Raw genomic sequence first — 22,394 nt, 5'->3', positions numbered from 1 at the left:
CTACGTCCGGTTTTGTCCGATTGCTCGTTGATCGGAATGCGAACAAATGTTGTTAAATCCTATTAGACCTGCCCGGGCGCCTTCCGTCAAGCGCACGCGTTGACGCGGCGGTGGGGCGCGCCCGCCGCGCGTTCATTGCCGTAGCGAGTTCAGTGGGTTCCCGGTTGAAAGAGGGATCAGCCGCTCATCTGGACGGCGTTGGTCAAGAGCTTGGCGACCCGCAGCACTTCCGGCAGCGCCGATTTCTCGAACGTCTTGATATCGATGCGGTTGGCGTCGACGGTGAGGCTGATACCCGCCACGATGGATTTGTCGGGGCCGAACACCGGTGCGGCGAGCGTGCGCAAGCCATAGGCGTTTTCGCCGTCCGAGACGGCATAACCCTGCTTGCGCACCAGATCGAGCCGCGTGAGCAGCGCCTTCAGATCCGTCAGCGTGCGCTCCGACAATTTGATCCGCTCGGTGGCCTCGAGCCGCGCGATCTGCTCGTTCTTCGGCAGGCCCGCAAGCATGACGTGCCCGAGCGCTGCGGCGTAGGCCTTGATCCGGCTACCGGGCCTGCGGTCGATCTTGTGGCGGTCGAGGCCGGCGCTGACGCGCGCGAGATAGACGACGTCGCTGCCGTCGAGAACGCCGAGCGAGGCGGCGTCACCCAGCGACGGGACGAGCTCGCGCAGCAGCGGTTCGGCTTGGCCGCGCAGATTGCCGGCGGAGAGCGCCGTGTAGCCGAGATCGAGGCACTTCAGGCTGAGACGATAGTGGCGCGTCGCCTCGTTGGCGTGGAGGTAGCCGAGCTTGACCAGTGTCTGCACCAGGCGGAACGCCGTGCCGCGGTCCATCTCGGCGCGCTCGGCAATCTCCGTGATCGTCAATTCGAACTCTTCGGCCGAAAAACTCTTCAGCACTGCGAAGGCCTTGGCCACCGAGTTCACGAAGTTCTTGGGATTGTCGGCAGGCGATGCGGCTTTGGCCAATGTTCGTTTCCTCTCGTCTGACGTCTTGCGGAAAGAGTTGGAACTCCTCGCAAATCCGCGCTCTACTTGGGCCGGTCCGGCAGGAGGACAGCCGTCCCGGATGGAAAGGCATGGGCTGCTCGCTTGACGACCGCGACTGCGAAGTCTAATCACCTCCTCAAGGTTTGACAACAATTGTTCGGACTCCGATCAATCGATCGGCCGGATGCCAACGGAGGAGCTCTCGTCGTGGACGTTCAGCCCAAAGGCGTATTTTGCGCGGCGTTGACGCCGCTGGATGCCGATCTTGCGCCGGATCATCGCGTATTCATCAAGCATTGTCGCCATCTCCTGAGCGAAGGCTGTGACGGCATCGCATTGCTGGGCACGACCGGAGAAGCCAACTCGTTTTCGGCGAGCGAACGCAAGGCGCTGATCGAGAGCGTCGTCGGCGCAGGGATCGCGCCGTCAAAGCTCCTGCCGGGGACCGGTGTGCCGGCGCTGACCGAAACCGTCGAGCTGACACGGCACGCGCTCTCGCTCGGCGTGACCACCGTCGTGATGCTGCCGCCGTTCTACTACAAGGACATCACCGACGAGGGACTGTTCGCATCCTACAGTGAGGTCATTCAGCGTGTCGCTGATGCCAGACTCAAGGTCTTGCTCTATCACATCCCCCAGATGTCGCATCAGCCGATCCCGCACGCGGTGATCGCGCGGCTGCGCGCAGCCTATCCGGACGTCATCGTCGGCATCAAGGATTCTTCGGGCGACTTTGCCAACATGACGGCGATGATCGAGAAATTCCCGGGCTTTGCGGTGCTCGCAGGCGCCGATCCGCTGCTGCTGCCGCTTCTGAAGAAGGGCGGCGCGGGCTGCATCACCGCAACCTCGAACTTGGTCGCGCGTGAACTCGCTTACGTATTCCGTCACTATAATGACGATGACGCCGCGCTGGAGGCGGCGCAGAGCCGCATCATCAAGGCGCGCGAGCGCGTCTCCGTGTTCCCCCAGATCGCTTCGCTGAAGACGCTGCTGGCGCAGGAGACCGGCCACGCCGACTGGCGCCGGATGCGGCCGCCGCTGCTGCCGTTGTCGCAGGAGAATGCCGACACACTCCTGGCCGCAAGTCGCGTCAAGGAGCAGGTGTGAGGCCGTCGCTCCGCCTTCTCGCCGATGATCTGACCGGTGCGCTGGACACGGCCGCCGAGTTCGTCGGCGTGTGCGGACCGCTTCAAGTGACATGGGCGCAAGTGACCTGGGCGGAGGCGCAGCCTTCGCAACTTCCTGCGTGTCTCGCGGTCGATACCGGCACGCGGGAGCGCGACAAGGCCGACAGTGTCGCGATCGTCGAGCGCCTCGCGCCGCTGCTACGCGACGGAGCGATCGCCTACAAGAAGGTCGACAGCATGTTGCGCGGCGCCTGGGCAGCCGAGCTCGGGGCGTGCCTGCGATCGGGGCCGTGGAGGTCCTGCATCGTGGCTCCGGCTTTCGCCTATCAGGGTCGTCGCACCTTCGGCGGCCAGCAATACGCGCGTGCCCATGACGGAAGCTGGTCGCGGGTCGGCGACAATCTGCTGGCGCAACTCGCTGCGGAAGGCCTCGATGCGCAGACTGGGCGGTGTGATACCGATCTGCCTGCCGGCATCAGCGTCTTCGACGCGGAGAGCGAGGATGATCTCGATCGTATCGTCGCGATCGGACGCCGCGCGTCGCAGCCGGTCCTGTGGTGCGGCAGCGGTGGGCTTGCCGGCGCGCTCGCACGCGGCAGCGACGCGTCCGCGCCGTCGGTCTTGCGCAAGCCGGTCCTCGGGCTGTTCGGATCAGACCAGTCTGCGACGGCCGCACAGCTTACGGCTTGCGGTGAGGCCGTCGTTGCGCTCACGGAAACTGGCGAAGACAACGCCGGATTGGTTCGCCGCAAGCTCGGTACGGAAGACGTTGCGCTGGTGAAGTTCGACCTCCCGTCCGGTCTGTCCCGTGGTGAGGCGGCGCACCGCATCGCGCGCGGACTCACGTCGCTGACCGCTGCACTGGAGCCGCCGGGCACGCTCATTGTCGCGGGCGGGGAGACCTTGCGGGCGTTGTGCCTTGCGCTGGGCGCAAACGCGCTCGAAGTGACCGGGCGCATCATGCCGGGCCTGCCACGCTCGATCATTCGCGGCGGCCGCTGGGACGGGGTCGAGGTAATCTCGAAATCAGGCGCCTTCGGCGCGCCGAACTTGTGGCGCTCGCTGTTGCAGGACAGTCAGTTGATCAACGAAAGACACGACACATGACCCATCCGCATCTCGCCATCACCATGGGCGATCCCGCCGGGATCGGTCCGGAGATCATCATCAAGGCCTGTGAGAAGCTGCGGTCGCGGATCGACACCGGTGATCTCCGGCTGCTGATCATCGGCAGCGGCGCAGCATTGAAGAATGCGGCTGTGCAACTGGCTGCGAAACTCGACATTCCCGAGGTGCACGCGTCGGACAAGGATTGGCCGAACCTGTGCTTTCTCCAGGCCGATGACGAAGGCGAGCCGATGAAGCCCGGCGTGCTGACGGCCGACGGCGGCCGTTTTGCCTTCAAGGCGGTGGAGCAGGGTGTGCGCCTGACCCAGGCCGGCCGGATCGGCGGCATCGTGACCGCGCCGCTGAACAAGGAAGCGCTCAACAAGGCCGGCTACCACTATCCCGGCCATACCGAGATGCTGGCCGAACTCACCGGCGTCAAAGGCTCGGTGATGATGCTCGCCCATGGCAACATGCGCGTCAGCCATGTCTCCACCCACGTCGCGCTCCAGGACGTGCCGAAGCGGCTGACGCCGGAGCGCCTGCGCTATGTTATCGATCTCACCGACAAGGCGCTGCGCGGCCTCGGCCTATCGAGGCCAAAGATCGCCGTGGCCGCGCTCAATCCGCACGCCGGTGAGGGCGGACTGTTCGGTCGCCAGGATATCGATGTGTCCGAGCCGACGATCGCGAAGGCGGTCGCCGACGGTCTCAATATCGTCGGCCCGGTGCCGGGCGATACCGTGTTCGTGAAACTGCGTGCCGGCCAGTACGACGCGGTGATCGCGATGTATCACGACCAGGGACACATCCCGGTCAAGCTGCTTGGCTTCGAGGTCGATCCTGCCACCGGCCGCTGGCAGGAGCTGTCCGGCGTCAACATCACGCTGGGACTGCCGATCATCCGCACCTCGGTCGACCACGGTACCGCCTTCGACATCGCGGGCAAGGGCATCGCCAATGAGCGCAGCCTGATCGAGGCGATCGAATATGCCGAACGCCTTGCCGCCAGCGCGACGCGCGGGTGAGCCCGGAAAGGGAACCATGACCAGTTTGTCTGCACCGATCGAAATCATCCGCCCCGAAGTCATCGAGTTCGGATCCGGCACCATTGCCGCAGTGGCGCGGTTTGCACGCGGGAAAGGCGTGCGGCGTCCGCTCGTGGTCGCCGATGCCTTTAATGCCGCGCGCGTCGACCTGCTCGCGCTGCCCGGCGAGGTGACCGTGTTCGGCGAGGTCAAGCCGGAGCCTGACGTGCCCAATCTGGAGAAGGCGCTCGGCGTGGCGCGCGCTGCGCGGCCGGATCTCGTGGTCGGCTTCGGGGGCGGCAGCGCGATGGATCTCGCCAAGCTCGTCGCCGTGCTCTGCACCGGCGAGCAGAAGCTTGCAGATGTCGTCGGTCCCGACAAGGTGGCGGGCCGCAGCGTCGCGCTGGTCCAGGTGCCGACCACCTCGGGCACCGGCAGCGAGGGCGGCATCCGCGCACTGGTCACGGATCCCGCGACCCGCAACAAGCTCGCCGTGCAGAGCCGCTTCATGCTGGCCGATCTCGCGGTCGTCGATCCCGATCTCACGATGAGCGTTCCGCCGCAGGTGACGGCTGCGACCGGCGTCGATGCGCTCGCGCATTGCGCGGAGGCCTTCACCAGCCGCAAGGCGCATCCGACCATCGATCTCTACGCGCTCGAAGGCATCCGCCTCGTCGGCCGCTATCTCGGTCGTGCGGTCAAGGACGGCGCGGACCGCGAGGCGCGCGCCGCGCTGTCACTGGCATCGCTCTATGGCGGCTTCTGCCTCGGACCGGTGAACACCACCGCCGGTCACGCGGTGGCCTATCCACTCGGCACCCGCCATCATATCGCCCATGGCCTCGCCTGCGCTGTGATCTTCCCGCATACGCTGGCGTTCAATATGCCGGCGGTGGAAGCGAAGACGGAGGCCGTGCTGGAGGCGCTCGGCGCGCCCGCGACCAGGAATCCCGCGGCTGCATTCGATGCGGCCTACAAGTTTTGCGCTGATCTCGGCATCGAGATGAAATTATCGGCGCTCGGCGTGCCCGCAGATGATCTTGGCGCGATGGCCGACGAGGCCCACGCGATCCGCCGCCTTCTCGACAACAATCCGCGCGATCTCGGCCGCGATGCGATCCTGAAGATGTACCAGACGGCGTTCTGACTGTTCCGTCGAAAGACGAGTCCGTTGCATGAAATTTTGCTGCCTCGCACAACACTAAGTCCAACGTCTAGTCAGCAGGCGCCTTGACAGTCGAAACGCTCCGCGCGCACATTCTTACACTAAGTAAGAATGACGACAGGGACGGAAATGTCCGAGCAGCCGAGAAGTCGGCGGCAGACGCGTGCGGCCATTCTTGGGCATCTGCTCAAGTCGGGCGGCATGTTTCGGCCTCCTCTGGCTAAGGCGGTGCGCCTGTCCGAGGCGAGCCTGTCGCGCATCCTGATTGATCTGAAGGCGGAGGGCCTGATCGAGGAAGTGAGGCGACCTGCCCCTTACTTCGGTGGTCCGACCGGCCTGGTGTCGCTCGACAGGTCCGTGGCGCTGGCGGCTTTCGAGCTGACCACTCAGCGGCTGAGCGTCGGCGTCGGCACGCTTTCGGGCGAGCTTGGCTACGTCGAGCGGCTGCCATTGCCGAAGACGCTGACGGTCGACGCCGTCGGCGGGGTCTTTCGCGACGCACTGCACCTGCTTCAGGACTGGACGCGGCGGCGAGGGGGCGATCTTGCGCAGATCGGAGTTTCGGTTCCCGGACTCGGCCGGTTGAGTGAGCTGCACAATCCGATCATTCCCTGTGACGTCGCCATGGTTCGCGACATGTTCAGCGAGATGTTTGCGGACGCGCCGGTCGAGTTCACGAACTCGGTCGTGGCACATGCGATGTTTCATCGCTGCCGCACCGAACATTATCCGTTTATGGGTGCCCATCTGTTCGTGTTCGTCGGTCAGGGTGTCGCAGGCGCATGGGTGGACGACGCGATCGAGGCCAATGCCTCACGGCCGGTTGAGCTGGGCCACATGGTGTTCGGCGAGGGCGGTCCGCGATGCCGCTGCGGCCATCATGGCTGCGTCGAAGCCTATACGTCGCTTCCTGCGCTCGCCGAGCTTCTTGGTGTTGGCGAAACGGATTTGCTCCAGCTCGGCGACGATTGGGTAAATGCAATCTCGGTTCCGTCCCGTCTGCGCCAGGAGTTGCGGCGCCGGTTGTTCCGGCTCGGCCTTGCGATCGGCAATACGCTGAACGTGAAGCCCTGTCCGGGTGTCGTCATCAGTGGCTGGCCGTCCCTTCTCGCGGAGGATGACCGAAAGGCCGTAGTTGAAGGTATCGATGCCAGCCTGCTTGGCGGACGCAGGCTCGCCGAGGTGTCGCTCGATTTCGTGCCGCCTTCGAACGGTAACGATCCGAATGCCGCGCTCGCCTTTGCGGCCTGTTGTCTGGCGTGTCGCGGTGGCATGCCGGCCGCGACGACGGAGGCTGCCTGAAATGCCCTAAGGCCTGTGGCTCGCCGTGCCAAAAAGCTCACACCCGGGAGGAACTTGCTATGCCGATCACAACAATAACAAGGCGTCGTCTGCTCGCTGGATCCGCTGCCGCGCTGGCACTGCCGGCGATCGCTCGCGCGCAAAGCGCGGTCAAGCCGCGACTGACCGTCATCTCGCAATGGTCCGCAGGCAGCGATGGCGCGGCTATCACGGCGCTCGGCAAGAAATTCGAGGAGAAGGGTGGGATTTGGCAGCACTCGCCCGTCCCGGGATTCACCACCGAGATGATGAACAAGCTGCGTGCTCAGATCATAGCCGGCGATCCGCCAGCCTGTTCGCAACTCAAGGGCCCCGAGATTGCGGCCTGGTCGAAGATTGCCCCGACCGTCAATCTCGACGCCCTTGTCGCTGCCGCCGGCTACGAAAAGGTTGTCGCTCCAGACCTTGCGCGATTGCATAAGCCGGGTGGCAAGTGGATTTCGCTGCCGTTGCAGATCTACAGCACCAACATGCTGTTTCTCTCCAAACGCGCAATGGACAAAGCCAAGGCCGACAAGATCCCCGTCACCTGGGCTGACTTCAACGATCTCGCAGAGAAGATGAAGGCGAGCGGAATCACGTATCCCATCGCCAACGGCGGCACCCGCCCGGACGATGGGCAGAAATTCGAGGCCTCTCTGGCCGGCATCAGCCCGACAGTGTACCGCGCAGCCATCATGAATCTCGACAAGAAGGCCCTGGAGGGCCCCGAGATCAAGGCGGCGTTCGCACAGGTCCGCAAGATCGCCGACTGGTCGGACCCCAACGTCGGCGCCCAACCCTATGCCACCAACTTGAAGCGTTTCGTCGATGGCGAGATGGGCATGTTGATCATGGGCGGGTGGGCCCAGGGCGTGTTGCGCAATGCCGGCTTCAAGTTCGATGACTACGTCATCGCGCCGGGCCCCAGCGATAATACCAAGCCGGTTTTCCTGTTGAATGCCGATGCCTTCATATTCTGGCAACGCAAAGAGGCCGATCTGCAGGCCGGTCAGACATTGATGGCCCAGCTCGTCATGGATCCGGCAATCCAGACCATGTATTCGCAGATCACGGGATCGATCCCCGTGCGCACCGATGTCGATCTGTCCGGTGAGGGCTGGTCGGACGGTCAACGGCGGACCGCCGCAGCTCTGAAAGACGCTGTCGCCAACAATCAGGCCGTCCTGAGCCTCGCGCACAACATGGCGCAGGAAAACGGCCTGACCGCCGCGATGATCGACGTGATCACAGAGTACGTGAAGAACAAGACGATTACGCCGGAGCAGGCGGTCACCCGCCTCGCCGATGCCGTCGAGGGGGCGCGTTGACCGACGTCGTCGCGACAGCAACGCAGCAGGGCCGGCCGGCGATCTCTGGCGTGGTGCGCCGGCTGCCCGAATACCTGATGATTTGGGTGCCGCTGCTCTTGTCTGCAGCGCACCTCATTTCGTTTTCGATCTGGACGATCTGGATTTCGTTCACGCCATCCACTCTGGTTCCGGTCTCGGGCTGGGTAGGCTTGCGCAACTACACGGCGGTCTTGGCGTCACGAAACTGGCAGATCGCCTTCGACAATCTGCTGCTGTTTGGCAGCGCTTTCGTGCTGCTGAGCCTGGTGACCGGCCTCATGCTTGCGATCCTGCTCGATCAGCGCATTCGTGCCGAGAACGTGCTCCGATCCATCTTCCTCTATCCCTTGGCGGTGTCGTTCGTCGTCACTGGCACGGTCTGGAGCTGGCTGCTCAATCCTGGCATCGGGATCGAGAAGCTCGTTCATGACCTCGGCTGGACCTCCTTCCGGTTCGACTGGCTGGTCGACCGCGACATGGCAATCTGGACGATTGTCATCGCTGCGATCTGGCAATCTTCGGGCTTTGCCATGGCGCTCTTCCTTGCTGGCCTTCGGTCCGTCGATGCCGACATCATCAAGGCCGCGCAGATTGACGGCGCTGGACCGATCCGAACCTACTGGCGCGTCATTTTGCCGACGTTGTGGCCGATCACCATCACCGTCGTCGTCGTCCAGCTGCAGTTCGCGATTTCGGCCTTCGACCTCGTCCGCGCGCTCACGAATGGCGGGCCCGGGATCGCGACCCAGCTGCCCGCTCTTGTCGTCTATGATCTCATGTTCCAGCGCAGCCAGCTCGGCCGGGGTGCGGCGGCGGCGGTGCTCATGTTGCTTATTCTTCTTGCGGTGCTGCTGCCGTATGCAGCGTGGCGTTATCTCCAGCGGCGGCGGGCGATCCATGCGTGACCGAGCCCTCGCGCCAAGCCGGATTTTGATCTATTTCGTGGTTTCGTTGATGGCTGCAGCCTGGCTCGCGCCATTGGTTGTTGTCGTGTTGAACTCGCTGCGGACCAATGAGGAGATCGCCCAGGCCTCGATGATCGGCTGGCCGAAACACTGGGCCTGGAGCAACTACGCCGCTGCCTGGAGCGGCTTCTGCGTCGCCGAGACCTGCGCTGGCATCCGGCCGTATATGCTGAACTCCGCGCTCGTCACGATTCCCGCCACAATCTTCTCGACCTTGCTCGGTGCGATTGCCGGGTACGCCGTGTCGCTCTGGCGCTTTCGCGGCGATAGCTGGATCTACGGTATCGTGACCCTTGGCCTCTTCCTTCCCCAGCAGATGCGCCTGCTTCCCTGGACCATCGTGCTGCGGGACATCGGTCTCATCAACACGCTGACCGGTCTCGTGCTGATTCACACGATCCAGGGGCTCTCCTTTACGACCTTGTTCTGCCGAAACTACTATGTCGCCATTCCCCATGAACTGATCAGGGCCGCGCGGATCGACGGCGCCGGGTTCTTTCGCATCTTCTGGCGCATCATTCTGCCGCTCTCGTCTCCCATCCTGATCGTTACCGTCATCTGGCAGTTCACGCACATCTGGAACGAGTTCCTCTATGGCGTAACATTCACGACCGGCCAACAGCAGCCCGTCACGGCCGCTCTCATCGCGCTATCTGCAGCGATCGCAGATATCCCGAAGCACGGCGTGCAGAGCGCTGCGGTGATCATCGCGGCGCTGCCTACCTTGTTGATCTATCTCTTTGGCGGCAGGTACTTCGTGCGCGGCCTTACCGCAGGGGCCGTGAAATGATGGGATTGTCATGGCAGCACTAAGCATTCGCGCCCTGTCGAAGCGCTACGCCAATCTGGAGGTGCTGAAGGGCATCGACCTCGACATCGAGAGCGGCGAGTTTACCGTGCTGGTCGGGCCGTCGGGTTGCGGCAAGTCCACGCTGCTCAACATCGTCGCCGGGCTCGATCGCGCCAGCGACGGAACGATCGAGATCGGCGGACGCGTCGTCAATGACGTCCCGCCCAAGGACCGCGACATCGCCATGGTGTTCCAGTCCTACGCGCTCTATCCGTCGATGACGGTGCGGCAGAACATCACGTTCGGCATGGAATGCCGTCATGTGCCGAAGGCGGAGCAGGAGAAGGCGCTTTCGAATGTCGCTCGCCTCTTGCAGATCGAGCCGCTGCTCGGCCGCAAGCCGTCGCAGCTGTCCGGCGGCCAGCGGCAGCGCGTGGCGATGGGCCGCGCGCTGGTGCGCGATCCCCTGCTGTTCCTGTTCGACGAGCCGCTGTCCAATCTCGATGCCAAGCTGCGTGTCGAGATGCGGATGGAGATCAAGCGGCTGCATCAGCGCATCGGCGCCACCATCGTCTACGTCACCCATGACCAGATCGAGGCGATGACGATGGCGACGCGGATTGCCGTCATGCACCAGGGCGAGGTGCAGCAGTTCGCTGATCCCGACACCGTGTACCGCTATCCGGCCAACCTGTTCGTCGCGCGCTTCATGGGCTCGCCGCCGATGAACACCATGAAGGCGCGGCTCGAAGCGGACAATGGCGGGCCGGTGGTCGTGATCGGCGCGGGGCGGCCGGACGAGGCCCGCCTGCGCCTGCAAGGGTATGACGCGGCTGCCTCCTTCGTCGGCCGGGACATCGTGGTCGGGATCAGGCCGGAATGCATCGCCGAGGGAAGTCGCGGTTTCTCCAACGGCGCCGGCGCGCCCGTCGTCGTCAACGCGCCGGTCGAGATGGTCGAGCCCACCGGTGCGGAGACCATCGTGCTGTTGCGGCTCGGCGGCGAGTCCGCTTTGGCGCGGATCGCGCCGGACATCCGGCCGGTGCCTGGCGAGGTCGCCGCGTTCGCGCTCGACACGCGCCGCATCTGCCTGTTCGACCCCGAGACGGAGCGACTGATCGCATGACCGAGACGAGTTATCTGGGCCTTGCGGGCCAGGTGGTGTTGATCACCGGAGGCGCCAGCGGCATCGGCGCGGCCTTCGTACGCGCGTTCGCGGCCCAAAAGGCCCGCGTCGCCTTTCTCGACATCGACACCGATGCCGGCGAAGCCTTGGTGCGGGAGGTGACGGGCGCTGGCGGCGCAGCGCCGCTGTTCGTGCCGTGCGACTTGCTCGACATCGAGGTCCTGCGCGAGGCGATCGCACGGGTCCATGGTACGCTTGGCGATGCCGCGGTGCTGGTCAACAACGCCGCCAACGACCAGCGCCAGGTGCTGTCAGAGGTGACGCCGGCAGAATTCGACTGGACGATCGGCGTCAACTTCAAGCACGTCTTCTTCGCCGCGCAAGCGGTTGTGCCGCAGATGAAGTCACGCGGTGGCGGTTCCATCATCAACATGTCGTCGGTGGCCTGGATGCGCGGCGGGCCGGCGCTGCCGGTTTACGCCGCGGCCAAAGCGGCGATCGTCGGCTTCACCAACTCGCTCGCGCGGCTGGTCGGCCCCGACCGTATCCGCGTCAACGCGATTGCGCCCGGCATGGTGATCACGGAGCGTCAGCGGCGGCTCTGGTATCCGAACGAGCAGGCGATCGCCGAGCTCCGGACACGGCAGGCCATTCCCGACGCCGTGACGCCGGACGATATCGCGCGGATGGCACTGTTTCTAGCGTCCGACGACAGCAAACGCATCACGCGTCAGTGCTTCCTGGTCGACGGGGGCCTCGGCTAGGCAGGCGCGCATTCAGCGCAGGAATTGCCGGAAGCGGCGAAGCGACACGAAGAACAGGATCCCGCCGATCGCCAGCAAGGCCGCGAATTGCGGCCACACGACGGTCAGCCCCGCGCCACGGAACAGGACGGCTTGCGCGAGGATGACGAAATGGGTGTTCGGCGCGGCGAGCATGATGTCCTGGATAATTTGCGGCATGCTCTCTCTTGGCGTTGTCGCGCCCGACAGCATCTGGAGCGGCATCAGCACCAGCATCAGGAGCAGACCGAATTGCGGCATGGTGCCGGCTGATGTGGCGAGGAAGATGCCCATGCTGGTGGTGGCGAAGAGGTAGAGCGCCATGCCGAACAGGAACAGCGGGACCGAGCCCCCGATCCGGACCGCGAGCAATCCCTGTACAATGAAGATCAGCGCGACGCTGGCGGCGACGAGAACGACGAGCCCCATCGACCAGATCTTGCTCGCCATCACTTCGAACGGCGTCACCGGCATGACCAGGAGATGCTCGATGGTGCCATGCTCGCGCTCACGGATCAGCGCCGCGCCGGTCAGGATGATCGAGAGCATTGTGACCGAGGAGATGACGTTGTTGATGGCGCCGAACCAGCCTTTGTTGAGCTCCGGATTGAAGCGCGCGCGCAGCGCCAGATCGATCGGCAGCGGCGCGGCCGAACGGTAGCGGGACAGGAACTCGCTGACCTCGTCGCTGACGATGGACTGGATGTAGCCGCTGCCCGTGAAAGCCTGGGACATGCGCGTCGCATCCACGTTGAGCTGGATGGCGGGCGATCTCTGCGCCAGCAGGTCACGCTGGAAGTTGGGAGGGATGTTGAGCGCAAAGGTGTCGAGCCCGGCGTCCATGCGGGACATCATCTCCGACTGCGGGATCAGCCGCGGGACCGTGAAATAGGGCGGGCTGAACGCAGTGATGATGCGCGTGGCGGCCGGCGACCTGTCCTCGTCGACGATGGCCAGCGCCGCCTGGTTCAGCGTCTCGGGCTGCGCCCTGGAAGACGTATAGATCGAGACCGTGAAGGCATAAACGATCAGCCCCAGCATCATCGGATCGCGCAACAGGCCGCGCAATTCCTTGACGCCAAGCTGGATGATGTTGCCTGCGCGCATGACTAGTTCGCCTGTTTCTTCAGGAACAGCACGCCGAGCCCGAGTAGCACGGGGATGGTGATCAGCAGCGCGACGAACGGTCCGGTCAGGTCGCCGAAATCCAGCCCCTTCGAGAAGGTGCCGCGCGTGATGGTGACGAAATGGGCCGTCGGATAGATCCGCCCGATGATCGCGCCCGCGCCCTGGAGCGAGGAAACCGGATCGACCAGGCCCGAATATTGCGTGGCCGGAATCATGGTGAGCAGCGCGGTCGCGAAGATCGCCGCAATCTGGCTCGTCATGAAGGAGGAGATCACGAGCCCCATCGCCGTCGTGATGACGACGTAGAGGAGGGCGGCCGCCATGAAGGCCACGAAGCTGCCCCTGAAGGGAACGCCGAATGCAAACACGGCGAAAGCCGTCAGCAGGAAGAAGTTCAGCATGGCGAGCGCGACATAGGGCAGCTGCTTGCCGAGCAGGAACTCGATCCGGGTGACCGGCGTGACGTAGAAGTTGATGATCGAGCCGAGCTCCTTCTCGCGCACGACGCTCAGCGTCGCCAGGATCGCCGGGATGATCAGCAGCAGGATCGGGATCACGGCGGGCGCCATCGCGACGATGCTTCTGATATCGGGGTTGTAGAGGAATCGAACCTCGAGCTGGTAGTCGCCGGTGGTCGCGGCATTGCCCAGGAGCTGCCGGGCCCGCTGCGTCAGCCATGTCGCGTGCATTGCCTGCACGTAGCTGCGTACGGTCTCTGCGCGCGATGGCATCGCGCCGTCGACCCAGGCGCCGATCTGGACCTCGCTGCCGCGCGCAACGTCGCGACCGAAGCCGGGTGGGATTTCGATGGCCAGGCTCAACTCGCCGCTGCGCATGCGGCGGTCGAGGTCGTCATAGTCGGTGATCGGCGCGAGCTCGGTGAAATAGCGGGACCCCGCGATCTGAAGGACGTAGTCGCGGCTGATGGTGGTGTCGTCGCGGTCCATGACGGCGAAGGAGAGATTCTCGACGTCCATATTGATGCCGTAGCCCATCACGAACATCAGGATCAGGCTGCCGAGGATCGCCAGCGTGGCGCGGATCGGATCGCGCCTGAGCTCGAGCGCCTCCCGCTGCGTGTAGGCAAACATGCGTCGGGGATCGAAGAAGCTTAGGGCGTTGTGCATGGCGCCGTGCGCCTTGGCGGCGGCAGGCTCGGGCGTGACATGCGGCGTGGCGCGCGCCTCACGCGCGTCTGTTGCGGCGATCGCGTCCGTCAGATAGGCGACGAAGGCTTCCTCCAGGTTGCCGCCGCCGCGACGCTCCGCGATCCCCGCCGGCGTGTCGCTGATCATCACCTTGCCGGCATGCATCAGCGAGATGCGGTCGCAGCGCTCCGCCTCGTTCATGAAATGGGTGGACACGAATATCGTGACATTGTCGCGCCGTGACAGGTCGGACAGGATCTGCCAGAAGCCATCGCGAGCGACCGGATCGACGCCGGAGGTCGGCTCGTCCAGGATCAGGATGTCGGGCGCGTGGATCATGGCGACCGCAAGCGACAGGCGCTGGCGCACACCGAGCGGCAGCGCGTCGGGCAGTGCGTCGATGACATCGGTGAGGTCGAAGTCTTCGACCATCTGGCGGACCCGTCCGTCGATCGTGTCAGGCGCGAGGCGGAACAGGCGCGCGTGCAGCTGCAGGTTCTGGCGGATCGTCAGCTCGGAGTAGAGCGAAAAGGCCTGCGACATGTAGCCGACGCGCCGCCGAACATCCATGTCGTTGGGATCGACTTCGTGCCCGAACAGCCTGGCTTCGCCTTCGCTGGCGGGCAGCAGCCCGGTCAGCACCTTCATCGTCGTGGTCTTGCCGCAGCCGTTCGAGCCGAGGAAGCCAAAGATCTCGCCGCGAGCGATGCGGAAGCTCACATGGTCGACCGCCGTGAAGTCGCCGAACCGGACTGTCAGTTGCTCGGCCTCGATCGCGATGTCGTCGTCATGCCCGCTCGCGCGTGGCGGGATCACCACCTCCTTGTAACCCCGTCGCTGCTCCTGAGGCAGCAGGGCGATGAAGGCGGCATCGAGATTGTCGGCGCCGGTCTGTCGCAGCAGCTCCGCCGGCGTGCCGGTCGCCAGCACCCGCCCGTCATTCATCGCAACGAGCCAGTCGAAGCGCGCGGCTTCCTCCATATAGGCGGTCGCGACGATGACGCTCATGCCGGGACGATCCTTTCGGATCGTCTCGATCAGCTCCCAGAACTGCCGGCGCGAGAGCGGATCGACGCCGGTGGTCGGCTCGTCGAGGATCAGGAGATCGGGATCGTGAATCAGCGCGCAGCAGAGGCCGAGCTTCTGCTTCATGCCGCCCGACAGCTTACCTGCGGGCCGGTCTATGAACGGGGCGAGGCCAGTGTCCTTGAGGAGTTGCTGTATGCGTTCCTCGCGCTCATGCCGGTCGTGTCCGAACAGACGGCCGAAGAAATCGACATTCTCGAACACGGAGAGGGTCGGGTAGAGGTTCTTGCCCAGGCCCTGCGGCATGTAGGCGATCTGCGGGCAGGTCCGCCGCCGGTGCGCAGCGTCCGCGATGTCGCCGCCGAGCACGTGGACGCGGCCTTCCTGGATCGCGCGAGCCCCGGCGATGAGCGAAAGCAGGCTGGATTTGCCGACACCGTCAGGTCCGATCAATCCAACCATGCGGCCTGCGGGAATGTCGAGCGTGATGCCGTCCAGTGCGCGAGTCCTGTCATAGGACAGCCCGACCGCTTCCAGGCGTATGACCGGCGCCGAAGAAGCTGACTGATCGCCGTTCGACGCGACGTTCATTTGACCAGATGTTCCGTCAGTTGGGCCGGCCACTCGGCGTTCTGGTCGAGCCGGACGAAGGCGCGGCCGGGCAGGCCTGTCTTGACCTGCTCGATGTTTCTTCGCAGCAGGTCCGGCGAGATATGCGCACGGACGCGGAACATCAGCTTCTGGCGCTCCTCCTCGGTCTCGACGGTCTTCGGCGTGAACTGAGCAACGCTGGCGACGAACGTCGCCTTGGCCGGAATGACCCATTGCGGCGCGGCGTCGAGCACGAGGCGGACCTCCGAGCCGATCGCGACGCGGCCGGCCTGCGCCGTCGGCAGGAAGAAGGTCATGTAGACGTCGCCGAGGTCGACGAGATTGAGCACGCGTCCGCCGGCGGAAAGCACTTCGCCGGGCTGGGCGACGCGGAACTGCACGCGCCCGTCGCGCGGGGCGCGCAGCGTCGAGTCGTTGAGGTCGGCCTTTATACTCTCGATGGCTGCCTTCGCCGCCTCGACGGCAGCCTCAGCATCGACGACTTGGGCTTCGGCAGCGCTGATCGCGGCTTCTGAGCCGGCGAGTTGGGCCTCCGACGCGGCCACAGCTGCGCGCGCGCCGTTGGCGGCCGCCCGGTCGTCGTCGAGCACCTGCTGGGACACTGCGTTGGTCCTAATCAATGTTTCGGAACGCTGTAGCCTTCGATCGGCAGCATCGAACTCCGCGCTGCGCTGGCTAATCACGGCGGTCGCCGTCTTCTTCTCGGCCTCGCGCTGGGTCACGAGACTCTTGGCCGTGTCGATCCCGATCGTGGCGCGCCGCAGTTGCGCCTGGGCCTGGCGGTACTGCGCCTCAAGTTGGGCAGTATCCATTTGTGCCAGCGGCTGTCCGGCCGAGACCAGATCACCCTCTCTCACGAGGATGTCCCTGATGCGTCCCGGCGTCTTGGTTGCGATATCGATCTCGACAGCCTCGATGCGGCCGTTGCCGCTGGCAAAGCCGGGCGGAAGGCTGTCGCCCCCCAGCTTCTGCCAGGCAAGGTAGCCCCCCACGCCGAGGGCCACGACAAGGAGGGCGATCAGCCAGCGTTTTCGATTGCGCGTCATAGTCTAGGCCGTTTCATCGACAGGCGGCGTCAGGTGGGTGTTTGATCCAGATTTCGCCTTCGCCCGCTCGCGCAGGCGCTGGAACGTCACGTAGAGCATCGGCACCATGAAGATCCCGATCGAACTGGCGGCGAGCATGCCGGCGAACACGGCGGTGCCGACCGCGCGGCGGCTGAGCTCGGCGGCACCGGTTGCGATGACGAGCGGCAGGAGACCGAGGATGAACGCAACCGATGTCATCATGACCGCGCGAAACCGCATGTGCGCCCCCTGAACCGCGGCATCGGCGAGCGCCACGCCCGCCTCCCGCTGCTCCTTTGCAAATTCGACGATCAGGATGCCGTTCTTGGCGGCGAGCGCGATCAGGACCACGAGGCCGATCTGGCCATAGAGATCGAGATTGAGGCCGGCGATCTTGATACCGACATATGAGCCGAGTACGCCGACGACGACCGACAGCAGCACCGGGATCGGGATCACCGTGCTTTCGTAGAGAGCGACCAGGAACAGATAGGCAAACAATACGGCGAGCATCAGCACGATGCCGGTCTGGCCGGCGGCTTGCTGCTCCTGATAGGCCGTGCCGGTCCATTCGAAACCGTAGCCTGCCGGCAGCACGGTGTTCGAGATCTCCGCCATGGCGGCTATCGCCGTGCCGGACGAGATGCCTGGCGCCGGGCTGCCGTTCACAGTCACCGAGCGATAGTTGTTGTAGCGGGTGATCACCTGCGGTCCGGTCACGATCTTGATGCCGGCCAGCGACCGTATCGGCACCATCTGGCCGGTGTCGTTGCGCAAGTAGATCCGCCAGATGTCGGAGATATCGGCGCGATCGAACGCCTCGCCCTGCACGTTGACCTGCCAGGTGCGGCCGTACAGGTTGAAGTTGTTGACGTAGATGCCGCCGAGCGTCGCCTGCAAGGCGGTAAAGATGTCGCTGACGTTGACGCCGAGCGCCTGCGCCTTGCGACGGTCGATGTCGAGAAAGATCGAAGGATTGGTCGCGGTGAAGGTCGAGAAGACGCGCGCCAGCCGCGGATCGGCGTTGGCGGCGCTGATCAGTGCGCCGGTGACGCTGGAAATCGCCGCGGGGCTCTGTCCTTCCAACGCCTGGAGCTGGTATTCGAACCCGCCGGAGGTCGAGAGGCCGATGATCGGCGGCATGTTGAAGGGCAGCACGTTTGCCTGCGGGATCTGTGCTCCGGCTGCGAAGGTTTGCGCGATCAATGCCTGTGCAGAATCGGCCGCCGCCTTGCGATCGGCAAAAGGCTTGAGTCGGGTCACGACCAGCGCGCTGTTCGGCTCGGATGCGCCGTCGAGCAGTGAGAAGCCGATGACGGCGAGGACGTGATCAACCGCCGGCATGTTCTTCAGGATGTCCTCGATCTTTTGTGTGACCTCGCTGGTGCGTGCGACCGATGCGCCGTCGGGGAGTTGCACCGACGTGAAGAAGGCGCCCTGGTCTTCCTCGGGGAGGAATCCCGTCGGCGTGATCAGCGACATGCCGAAGATCCCGGCGGCGAAGACGGCAGCGAATAGGAGGGAGAGTACAGCCACACGCAACAGTCGGCGCACGCCGCTGCTGTAGCGGTCACGCAGCCAGTCGATCCCGCCAAGCACGCGCCCGATGATGCCGCGCCTGGGCCCGGTGTGACGCAGGAAAAGCGCGCAGAGCGCCGGCGACAATGTCAGCGCGTTCAATGCCGAAATGATCATCGCGGCGCTGATCGTGACCGCGAACTGGCGAAACAGCGTGCCGGAAATGCCCGGAATGAACGCAATCGGCACGAAGACGGAGAGCAGCACCAGCGTGATCGCGATGATCGGCGCCGTGATCTGCGTCATGGCTTTCTTGCTGGCCTCGACGGCGGACAGCGCCGGCTCTTCCTCCATCACGCGTTCCACGTTCTCGACCACCACGATCGCGTCGTCGACGACGATGCCGATGGCGAGCACCATCGCGAGCAATGACACGGTGTTGGCCGAATAGCCGGCCACCAGCAGCACTGCGAAAGTACCGATCAGGCTTACGGGAACGGCCACGGCCGGGATCACGGTAGCGCGGAGATTGCCAAGGAAGAGGTAGACCACGATCACGACCAGAACGAAGGCCTCGGCAAGCGTCCGCAGGACTTCGGTGATCGTATCCCACACGAAGCTCGTGGAGTCGTATTGTACGAGGTAGCTGAGCCCGGTCGGGAAGCGCTTGGACAGACGTTGCATCGTGGCTGCGATCGCCTTCGCTGTCGTCACGGCATTGGCGCCCGGTGCGAGATAGATCGCGATCGGCACGGCAGAGCGTCCATCGATCCGCGCTTCGCTGTCGAGATTTTGCGCGCCCATCTCGACCCGGGCGACGTCCTTCACCAGGAGCGAGGAGCCGTCCGGATTGGCGCGCAGCACGATGTTGGCGAATTGATCGGTGGTGGCGAGCCGGCCGAGGGTCTGAACATTGAACTGGAATTGCTGGTCATCGCTGATCGGCCGCGCGCCGATGCGGCCGACCGGTGCCTGGACGCTTTGCGCACGGATCGCGGCAATGACGTCCGACGGAGTCAGATTGAGGCTGGTCAGCCGCTGCGTATCGAACCAGATCCGCATCGAGTAGTTCATTTTGGCGAACAGATTGGTCTGGCCGACCCCGGGCGTGCTGGCGAGGGCATCGAGCACGTTGATGATGGCGTAGTTGGTGATGAAAAGCGGATCCTGCTGCCCGTCGGCGCTGTAGAGCACCAGGAATTGCAGGATCGCCGAGGACCGCTTGCGCACCGTGACGCCCTGTTGCTGGACCTCCGTCGGCAGTTGCGACAGTGCGCTCTGGACGCGATTGTTGACGTTGACCGTATTGATGTCGGGGTTGGTGCCGAGAGCGAAAGAAACGGTAAGCGTATAGGTGCCGTCATTGGCACTGGTCGATTTCATATAGAGGGCGCGGTCCACGCCGATGACCTGCGCCTCCAGTGGCTGGGCGACGCTGCCTTCGACCACCTCCGCGGATGCGCCGGGGAAGGTGGCGGAGACCGAGACCTGCGGCGGCACGATGTCCGGAAACTGCGCCACCGGGATCTGCATCACCGCGAGTGCACCGGCGATGGTGATGATGAATGCGATCACCATCGCCAGTCGCGGGCGATCGATGAAAACCGCTGACATCATCGCTTGGTGCCCACAGCTTCGCCAGAAGTGCCAGTGTCGCTTGTGGCAGCGTTCATGCTCGACAGGATCAGCGGGCTTGCCGGACCGGGCACGACGACCTGGCCGGGGCGGGCCCGCTGCAAGCCCTCGACAATGACCTTGTCGCCGGCGGTGAGCCCGCTGATCACGGCGGCGATGGTTGGCGTCGATTGTCCGAGCTTGACGCGGTGCTGCTCGGCCTTGTTGTCGCCACCGACGGTGAGGACATAATCACCCTGCTGGTCCGAGAGCACGGCGGAGCGGGGGATCGCCAGCACCTCGACGGGCTCGACGCCTTCGAGCACCACGGTGACGAATTCGCCGTCGGTCAGTTCGTGGACGGTCACGCCCGCGGCCGAAGGCGCCCGCAGGATCGGGTTGGCGATTTCGCCGCGCACGGTGACCGTGTCGGTGTTTTGCGCGATGGTGTTGTCGACGAAATTCAGCTTGCCAGCCTGGCCATACATGCGGCCGTCGGGGAGCCGCAACCTGATCACCACGGCTTCCAGGCCGCCTTTCGGACCATACCGTTCGCGCAATTCCAGCCCCTGGCGAAGCGGCACGGGGAAGGTGACGTACATCGGGTCCTGGCTGACGATGGTGGTCAGAACGCCCGAACTCGGACTGACGACGTTGCCCTCGGTGACTGACGTGCGTCCGATCTTGCCGTCGATCGCTGCGCTGATCACGGTGTAGTCGAGATTGATCCGTGATGCATCGACCTGTGACTGAGCAGCCTGTACCTGTGCTTCCAGGCTGCGCTGGTTCGCAATAGCGGCATCGTAGGTCGATTGTTGTCCGGCCGGTCCGCCGAGCAGCGTGCGTGCGCGTTCGGTGGTCAATTTGGCGTTTTCGAGCGTCGCCTGGAGCTGCGCCACCTGTGCCTGCTTTGACTCGAGGTCGGCTTCGAAGGGGCCGCGTTCGAGATGATAGAGCTGATCTCCGGACTTGATTTCCGCGCCTTCCACGAACAACCGCTTTTCCAGAAACGCGGTGACGCGTGCGACGACGTTGACGCGATTGATCGCTTCGATCCGCCCGATGAATTCGCTGGTCTCGGTGATCGGCCGCTTGGCCGCTTCCACGACACCGACCGCGGGAGGACCGGCGGGAGCAGGCTGTGTCAAGGCTGTCCCGCCGGTGATGATCGTCACGAGGCTTGCCATCAGCAGTCTGACCGAGGCTTGTGCAAGGTCCATCGTCCGCTCCTTGCCCCGGCCCTGAAATCAGTGGCGCAGGCCTCACTCATTCCCGCGGCGTGCGGTTGCTGCGAGCAGGCTCGTCGTAGCCCTTGCGACGGCTGTAGAACATCAGCGCGATAAGGCCGCAGCCCGAGACCAGTATGAAGATCGCGGCGACTGCCAGGATGATGTTGCCGTAGAGCGGCATGGGCGTCGCCTGCCACACCGCTACGCAGTACCAGGTGGCCACGACGAGAAGGACAGCCAGCACGGCCGCAAGGAGCCATTGGTTCTTCGTGTGCATGGTGTCCTCCATCGTCTGGTTGAGAGCCTGAATTGTCTTCACGACAAACCTGCTGCCGATGGACCGCGTCGGTTTGCGACAGCTCCTAGCGCCACCGCCATCCGCATTGACGACGGCCGCGATGCCACCAGCAGACCCAGCGGCGCCTGCGCCGCGGCGGCGGTGGTGGCGGTCGCCCCCAGCCGGGGCCTTGTCCCCAACCGGGGCCAGTTCCAGGTCCCCAGCCGGGTCCCGGTCCCCATTGCGCTTGCGTCACGAGATCGGATGGCATCCCCGCCTGCCCGAGATCGGGAGCGATCGGCATTGCTTCCGCGGCCTCGATCAAGCGAACGCCGATGGCGCCGATCGCTGCGGCGGCAACGGCATTCTGGGCAAAGCCGAGGAAAGCACGGCGGGTGGGAGCGTTCATCATCTTCTCCTCTTCCTGTCACACAGTCCGCCGCACGGACTGCAGCGCATAGAGCAGCCACGCCAGGCCATGCGAGATCAGGTCGACGCCCAAAAGGAATCCAAGGGCCCAGACGCTGATCTCGGGGAATCCGAGCAGGATCACGAGACCTGCGAGTGTTGCAAAGGCGCCAGAGATGAGCATCATCCATCCGTTCTGCCGCCAACGCGCGAAACTCAGCACGCAGCGAATGGCGCCCGAGGCGAACAGTATCGCGCCGAGGAAGTAGGTCAGGATGAGAGCGCCTGACACCGGCTGGCTGAGCAGCAGGAAACCGAGCCCCAGATAGAGCACGCCAAGCAGAACCTGCCACAGGAACCCGCCCCATCCTCTGGTCCAGAAGGCGTGCATGATCTCGAACGCGCCGGCCGCGATCGCAATCACGCCGATCAGCTTGACGCTGATGAGCGTTGCGAACACGACGTCGCCGAGAGCAAAGAGACCGGCGGCGATCAGCACGATGCCCAGGAGCGCGCAGACCCAGAATGGGGGCGGAACGAGAGCCTCGATCTCGGTTCGGCTGTCATAGGCTGTCATGCCATGCTCCTCATCGGCAATGGCTCGATC

19 protein-coding genes are annotated in these 22,394 nt (G+C 64.5%); 10 read left to right on the top strand and 9 right to left on the bottom strand.

The genetic code is table 11. The features are described from left to right. Positions 1–176 precede the first annotated feature (176 nt). Positions 177–974 carry an IclR family transcriptional regulator gene (locus YUU_RS49975; RefSeq protein ID WP_035661089.1) on the bottom strand — a complete coding sequence of 266 codons (798 nt, stop codon included), beginning with the start codon at positions 972–974 and terminating at the stop codon, positions 177–179. Between the two features lie 228 nt (positions 975–1,202). On the opposite strand from YUU_RS49975, the gene YUU_RS0103320 reads away from it, so the two are divergent. The 10 genes from YUU_RS0103320 (at position 1,203) to YUU_RS0103275 (ending at position 11,742) form a co-directional block, all read left to right on the top strand. Next, the gene (locus YUU_RS0103320) at positions 1,203–2,105 is read left to right on the top strand and encodes a dihydrodipicolinate synthase family protein (protein WP_027521078.1); all 903 of its coding nucleotides are present in this window, start codon (positions 1,203–1,205) and stop codon (positions 2,103–2,105) included. After that, on the top strand, positions 2,102–3,232 hold the full coding sequence (locus tag YUU_RS0103315) for a four-carbon acid sugar kinase family protein (RefSeq protein ID WP_027521077.1): 1,131 nt from the start codon (positions 2,102–2,104) through the stop codon (positions 3,230–3,232). The genes YUU_RS0103320 and YUU_RS0103315 overlap by 4 nt, the downstream gene beginning before the upstream one ends. Further along, positions 3,229–4,260, top strand: coding sequence for a 4-hydroxythreonine-4-phosphate dehydrogenase PdxA (gene pdxA, locus YUU_RS0103310; protein ID WP_027521076.1), 1,032 nt, complete (start codon positions 3,229–3,231; stop codon positions 4,258–4,260). The genes YUU_RS0103315 and pdxA overlap by 4 nt, the downstream gene beginning before the upstream one ends. A gap of 16 nt (positions 4,261–4,276) precedes the next feature. Further along, complete coding sequence (locus YUU_RS0103305; RefSeq protein ID WP_027521075.1) at positions 4,277–5,407, top strand: iron-containing alcohol dehydrogenase; 1,131 nt, start codon at positions 4,277–4,279, stop codon at positions 5,405–5,407. A 147-nt stretch (positions 5,408–5,554) separates the two neighbouring features. Further along, entirely contained in the window at positions 5,555–6,727 is a 1,173-nt protein-coding gene (locus YUU_RS0103300; RefSeq protein ID WP_027521074.1) for an ROK family transcriptional regulator, read from the top strand. A 59-nt stretch (positions 6,728–6,786) separates the two neighbouring features. Beyond that, a complete protein-coding gene (locus YUU_RS0103295; RefSeq protein WP_027521073.1) occupies positions 6,787–8,076 on the top strand; it encodes an ABC transporter substrate-binding protein in 1,290 nt (429 codons plus the stop codon). Between the two features lie 77 nt (positions 8,077–8,153). After that, positions 8,154–9,002 (top strand): carbohydrate ABC transporter permease, encoded by an 849-nt coding sequence (locus tag YUU_RS0103290; RefSeq protein WP_371260473.1) that lies wholly within the window; start codon positions 8,154–8,156, stop codon positions 9,000–9,002. Further along, positions 8,995–9,852 (top strand): carbohydrate ABC transporter permease, encoded by an 858-nt coding sequence (locus tag YUU_RS0103285; protein WP_027521071.1) that lies wholly within the window; start codon positions 8,995–8,997, stop codon positions 9,850–9,852. Before YUU_RS0103290 ends, YUU_RS0103285 begins: the two co-directional genes overlap by 8 nt. A 10-nt stretch (positions 9,853–9,862) precedes the next feature. Next, entirely contained in the window at positions 9,863–10,978 is a 1,116-nt protein-coding gene (locus tag YUU_RS0103280; protein WP_027521070.1) for an ABC transporter ATP-binding protein, read from the top strand. Then, positions 10,975–11,742: an SDR family NAD(P)-dependent oxidoreductase gene (locus tag YUU_RS0103275; RefSeq protein WP_027521069.1), complete on the top strand. Its 768-nt coding sequence runs from the start codon at positions 10,975–10,977 to the stop codon at positions 11,740–11,742. The genes YUU_RS0103280 and YUU_RS0103275 overlap by 4 nt, the downstream gene beginning before the upstream one ends. Before the next feature lie 12 nt (positions 11,743–11,754). On the opposite strand, the gene YUU_RS0103270 is transcribed toward YUU_RS0103275, so the two are convergent. Genes YUU_RS0103270 through YUU_RS0103240 form a run of 8 tightly spaced genes read right to left on the bottom strand, consistent with a single transcriptional unit; the run spans position 11,755 to position 22,364 of the window. Continuing rightward, complete coding sequence (locus YUU_RS0103270) at positions 11,755–12,867, bottom strand: ABC transporter permease (protein WP_027521068.1); 1,113 nt, start codon at positions 12,865–12,867, stop codon at positions 11,755–11,757. Between the two features lie 2 nt (positions 12,868–12,869). Beyond that, the gene (gene rbbA / locus YUU_RS0103265) at positions 12,870–15,653 is read right to left on the bottom strand and encodes a ribosome-associated ATPase/putative transporter RbbA (protein WP_027521067.1); all 2,784 of its coding nucleotides are present in this window, start codon (positions 15,651–15,653) and stop codon (positions 12,870–12,872) included. Beyond that, positions 15,650–16,720, bottom strand: coding sequence for an HlyD family secretion protein (locus tag YUU_RS0103260; protein ID WP_027521066.1), 1,071 nt, complete (start codon positions 16,718–16,720; stop codon positions 15,650–15,652). The genes rbbA and YUU_RS0103260 overlap by 4 nt, the downstream gene beginning before the upstream one ends. Before the next feature lie 3 nt (positions 16,721–16,723). Beyond that, complete coding sequence (locus tag YUU_RS0103255; protein ID WP_027521065.1) at positions 16,724–19,876, bottom strand: efflux RND transporter permease subunit; 3,153 nt, start codon at positions 19,874–19,876, stop codon at positions 16,724–16,726. Continuing rightward, positions 19,873–21,093: an efflux RND transporter periplasmic adaptor subunit gene (locus tag YUU_RS49970; RefSeq protein ID WP_035661079.1), complete on the bottom strand. Its 1,221-nt coding sequence runs from the start codon at positions 21,091–21,093 to the stop codon at positions 19,873–19,875. The genes YUU_RS0103255 and YUU_RS49970 overlap by 4 nt, the downstream gene beginning before the upstream one ends. Positions 21,094–21,139: 46 nt before the next feature. After that, a complete protein-coding gene (locus tag YUU_RS0103245; RefSeq protein ID WP_245287936.1) occupies positions 21,140–21,421 on the bottom strand; it encodes a hypothetical protein in 282 nt (93 codons plus the stop codon). Between the two features lie 43 nt (positions 21,422–21,464). Then, the gene (locus YUU_RS56050; RefSeq protein WP_198031688.1) at positions 21,465–21,788 is read right to left on the bottom strand and encodes a twin-arginine translocation signal domain-containing protein; all 324 of its coding nucleotides are present in this window, start codon (positions 21,786–21,788) and stop codon (positions 21,465–21,467) included. A gap of 18 nt (positions 21,789–21,806) precedes the next feature. After that, on the bottom strand, positions 21,807–22,364 hold the full coding sequence (locus tag YUU_RS0103240; protein WP_027521063.1) for an HdeD family acid-resistance protein: 558 nt from the start codon (positions 22,362–22,364) through the stop codon (positions 21,807–21,809). Positions 22,365–22,394: the final 30 nt, after the last annotated feature.

This window comes from Bradyrhizobium sp. Ec3.3, from assembly GCF_000472925.1.
In the GTDB taxonomy this organism is placed as follows: Bacteria; Pseudomonadota; Alphaproteobacteria; order Rhizobiales; family Xanthobacteraceae; genus Bradyrhizobium.
Note: the sequence above shows the minus strand (reverse complement) of the source record. Positions and strands in the feature narration are given on the sequence as shown.

What these genes read in the sequence shown, in the direction of transcription:
- pdxA (WP_027521076.1), top strand. Translation starts at nt 3,229, where the DNA reads ATGACCCATCCGCATCTCGCCATCACCATGGGCGATCCCGCCGGGATC.
- YUU_RS0103305 (WP_027521075.1), top strand. Translation starts at nt 4,277, where the DNA reads ATGACCAGTTTGTCTGCACCGATCGAAATCATCCGCCCCGAAGTCATC.
- YUU_RS0103300 (WP_027521074.1), top strand. Translation starts at nt 5,555, where the DNA reads ATGTCCGAGCAGCCGAGAAGTCGGCGGCAGACGCGTGCGGCCATTCTT.
- YUU_RS0103295 (WP_027521073.1), top strand. Translation starts at nt 6,787, where the DNA reads ATGCCGATCACAACAATAACAAGGCGTCGTCTGCTCGCTGGATCCGCT.
- YUU_RS0103290 (WP_371260473.1), top strand. Translation starts at nt 8,154, where the DNA reads ATGATTTGGGTGCCGCTGCTCTTGTCTGCAGCGCACCTCATTTCGTTT.
- YUU_RS0103285 (WP_027521071.1), top strand. Translation starts at nt 8,995, where the DNA reads ATGCGTGACCGAGCCCTCGCGCCAAGCCGGATTTTGATCTATTTCGTG.
- YUU_RS0103280 (WP_027521070.1), top strand. Translation starts at nt 9,863, where the DNA reads ATGGCAGCACTAAGCATTCGCGCCCTGTCGAAGCGCTACGCCAATCTG.
- YUU_RS0103275 (WP_027521069.1), top strand. Translation starts at nt 10,975, where the DNA reads ATGACCGAGACGAGTTATCTGGGCCTTGCGGGCCAGGTGGTGTTGATC.
- YUU_RS0103270 (WP_027521068.1), bottom strand. Translation starts at nt 12,867, where the DNA reads ATGCGCGCAGGCAACATCATCCAGCTTGGCGTCAAGGAATTGCGCGGC.
- rbbA (WP_027521067.1), bottom strand. Translation starts at nt 15,653, where the DNA reads ATGAACGTCGCGTCGAACGGCGATCAGTCAGCTTCTTCGGCGCCGGTC.
- YUU_RS0103260 (WP_027521066.1), bottom strand. Translation starts at nt 16,720, where the DNA reads ATGACGCGCAATCGAAAACGCTGGCTGATCGCCCTCCTTGTCGTGGCC.
- YUU_RS0103255 (WP_027521065.1), bottom strand. Translation starts at nt 19,876, where the DNA reads ATGATGTCAGCGGTTTTCATCGATCGCCCGCGACTGGCGATGGTGATC.
- YUU_RS49970 (WP_035661079.1), bottom strand. Translation starts at nt 21,093, where the DNA reads ATGGACCTTGCACAAGCCTCGGTCAGACTGCTGATGGCAAGCCTCGTG.
- YUU_RS56050 (WP_198031688.1), bottom strand. Translation starts at nt 21,788, where the DNA reads ATGAACGCTCCCACCCGCCGTGCTTTCCTCGGCTTTGCCCAGAATGCC.
- YUU_RS0103240 (WP_027521063.1), bottom strand. Translation starts at nt 22,364, where the DNA reads ATGACAGCCTATGACAGCCGAACCGAGATCGAGGCTCTCGTTCCGCCC.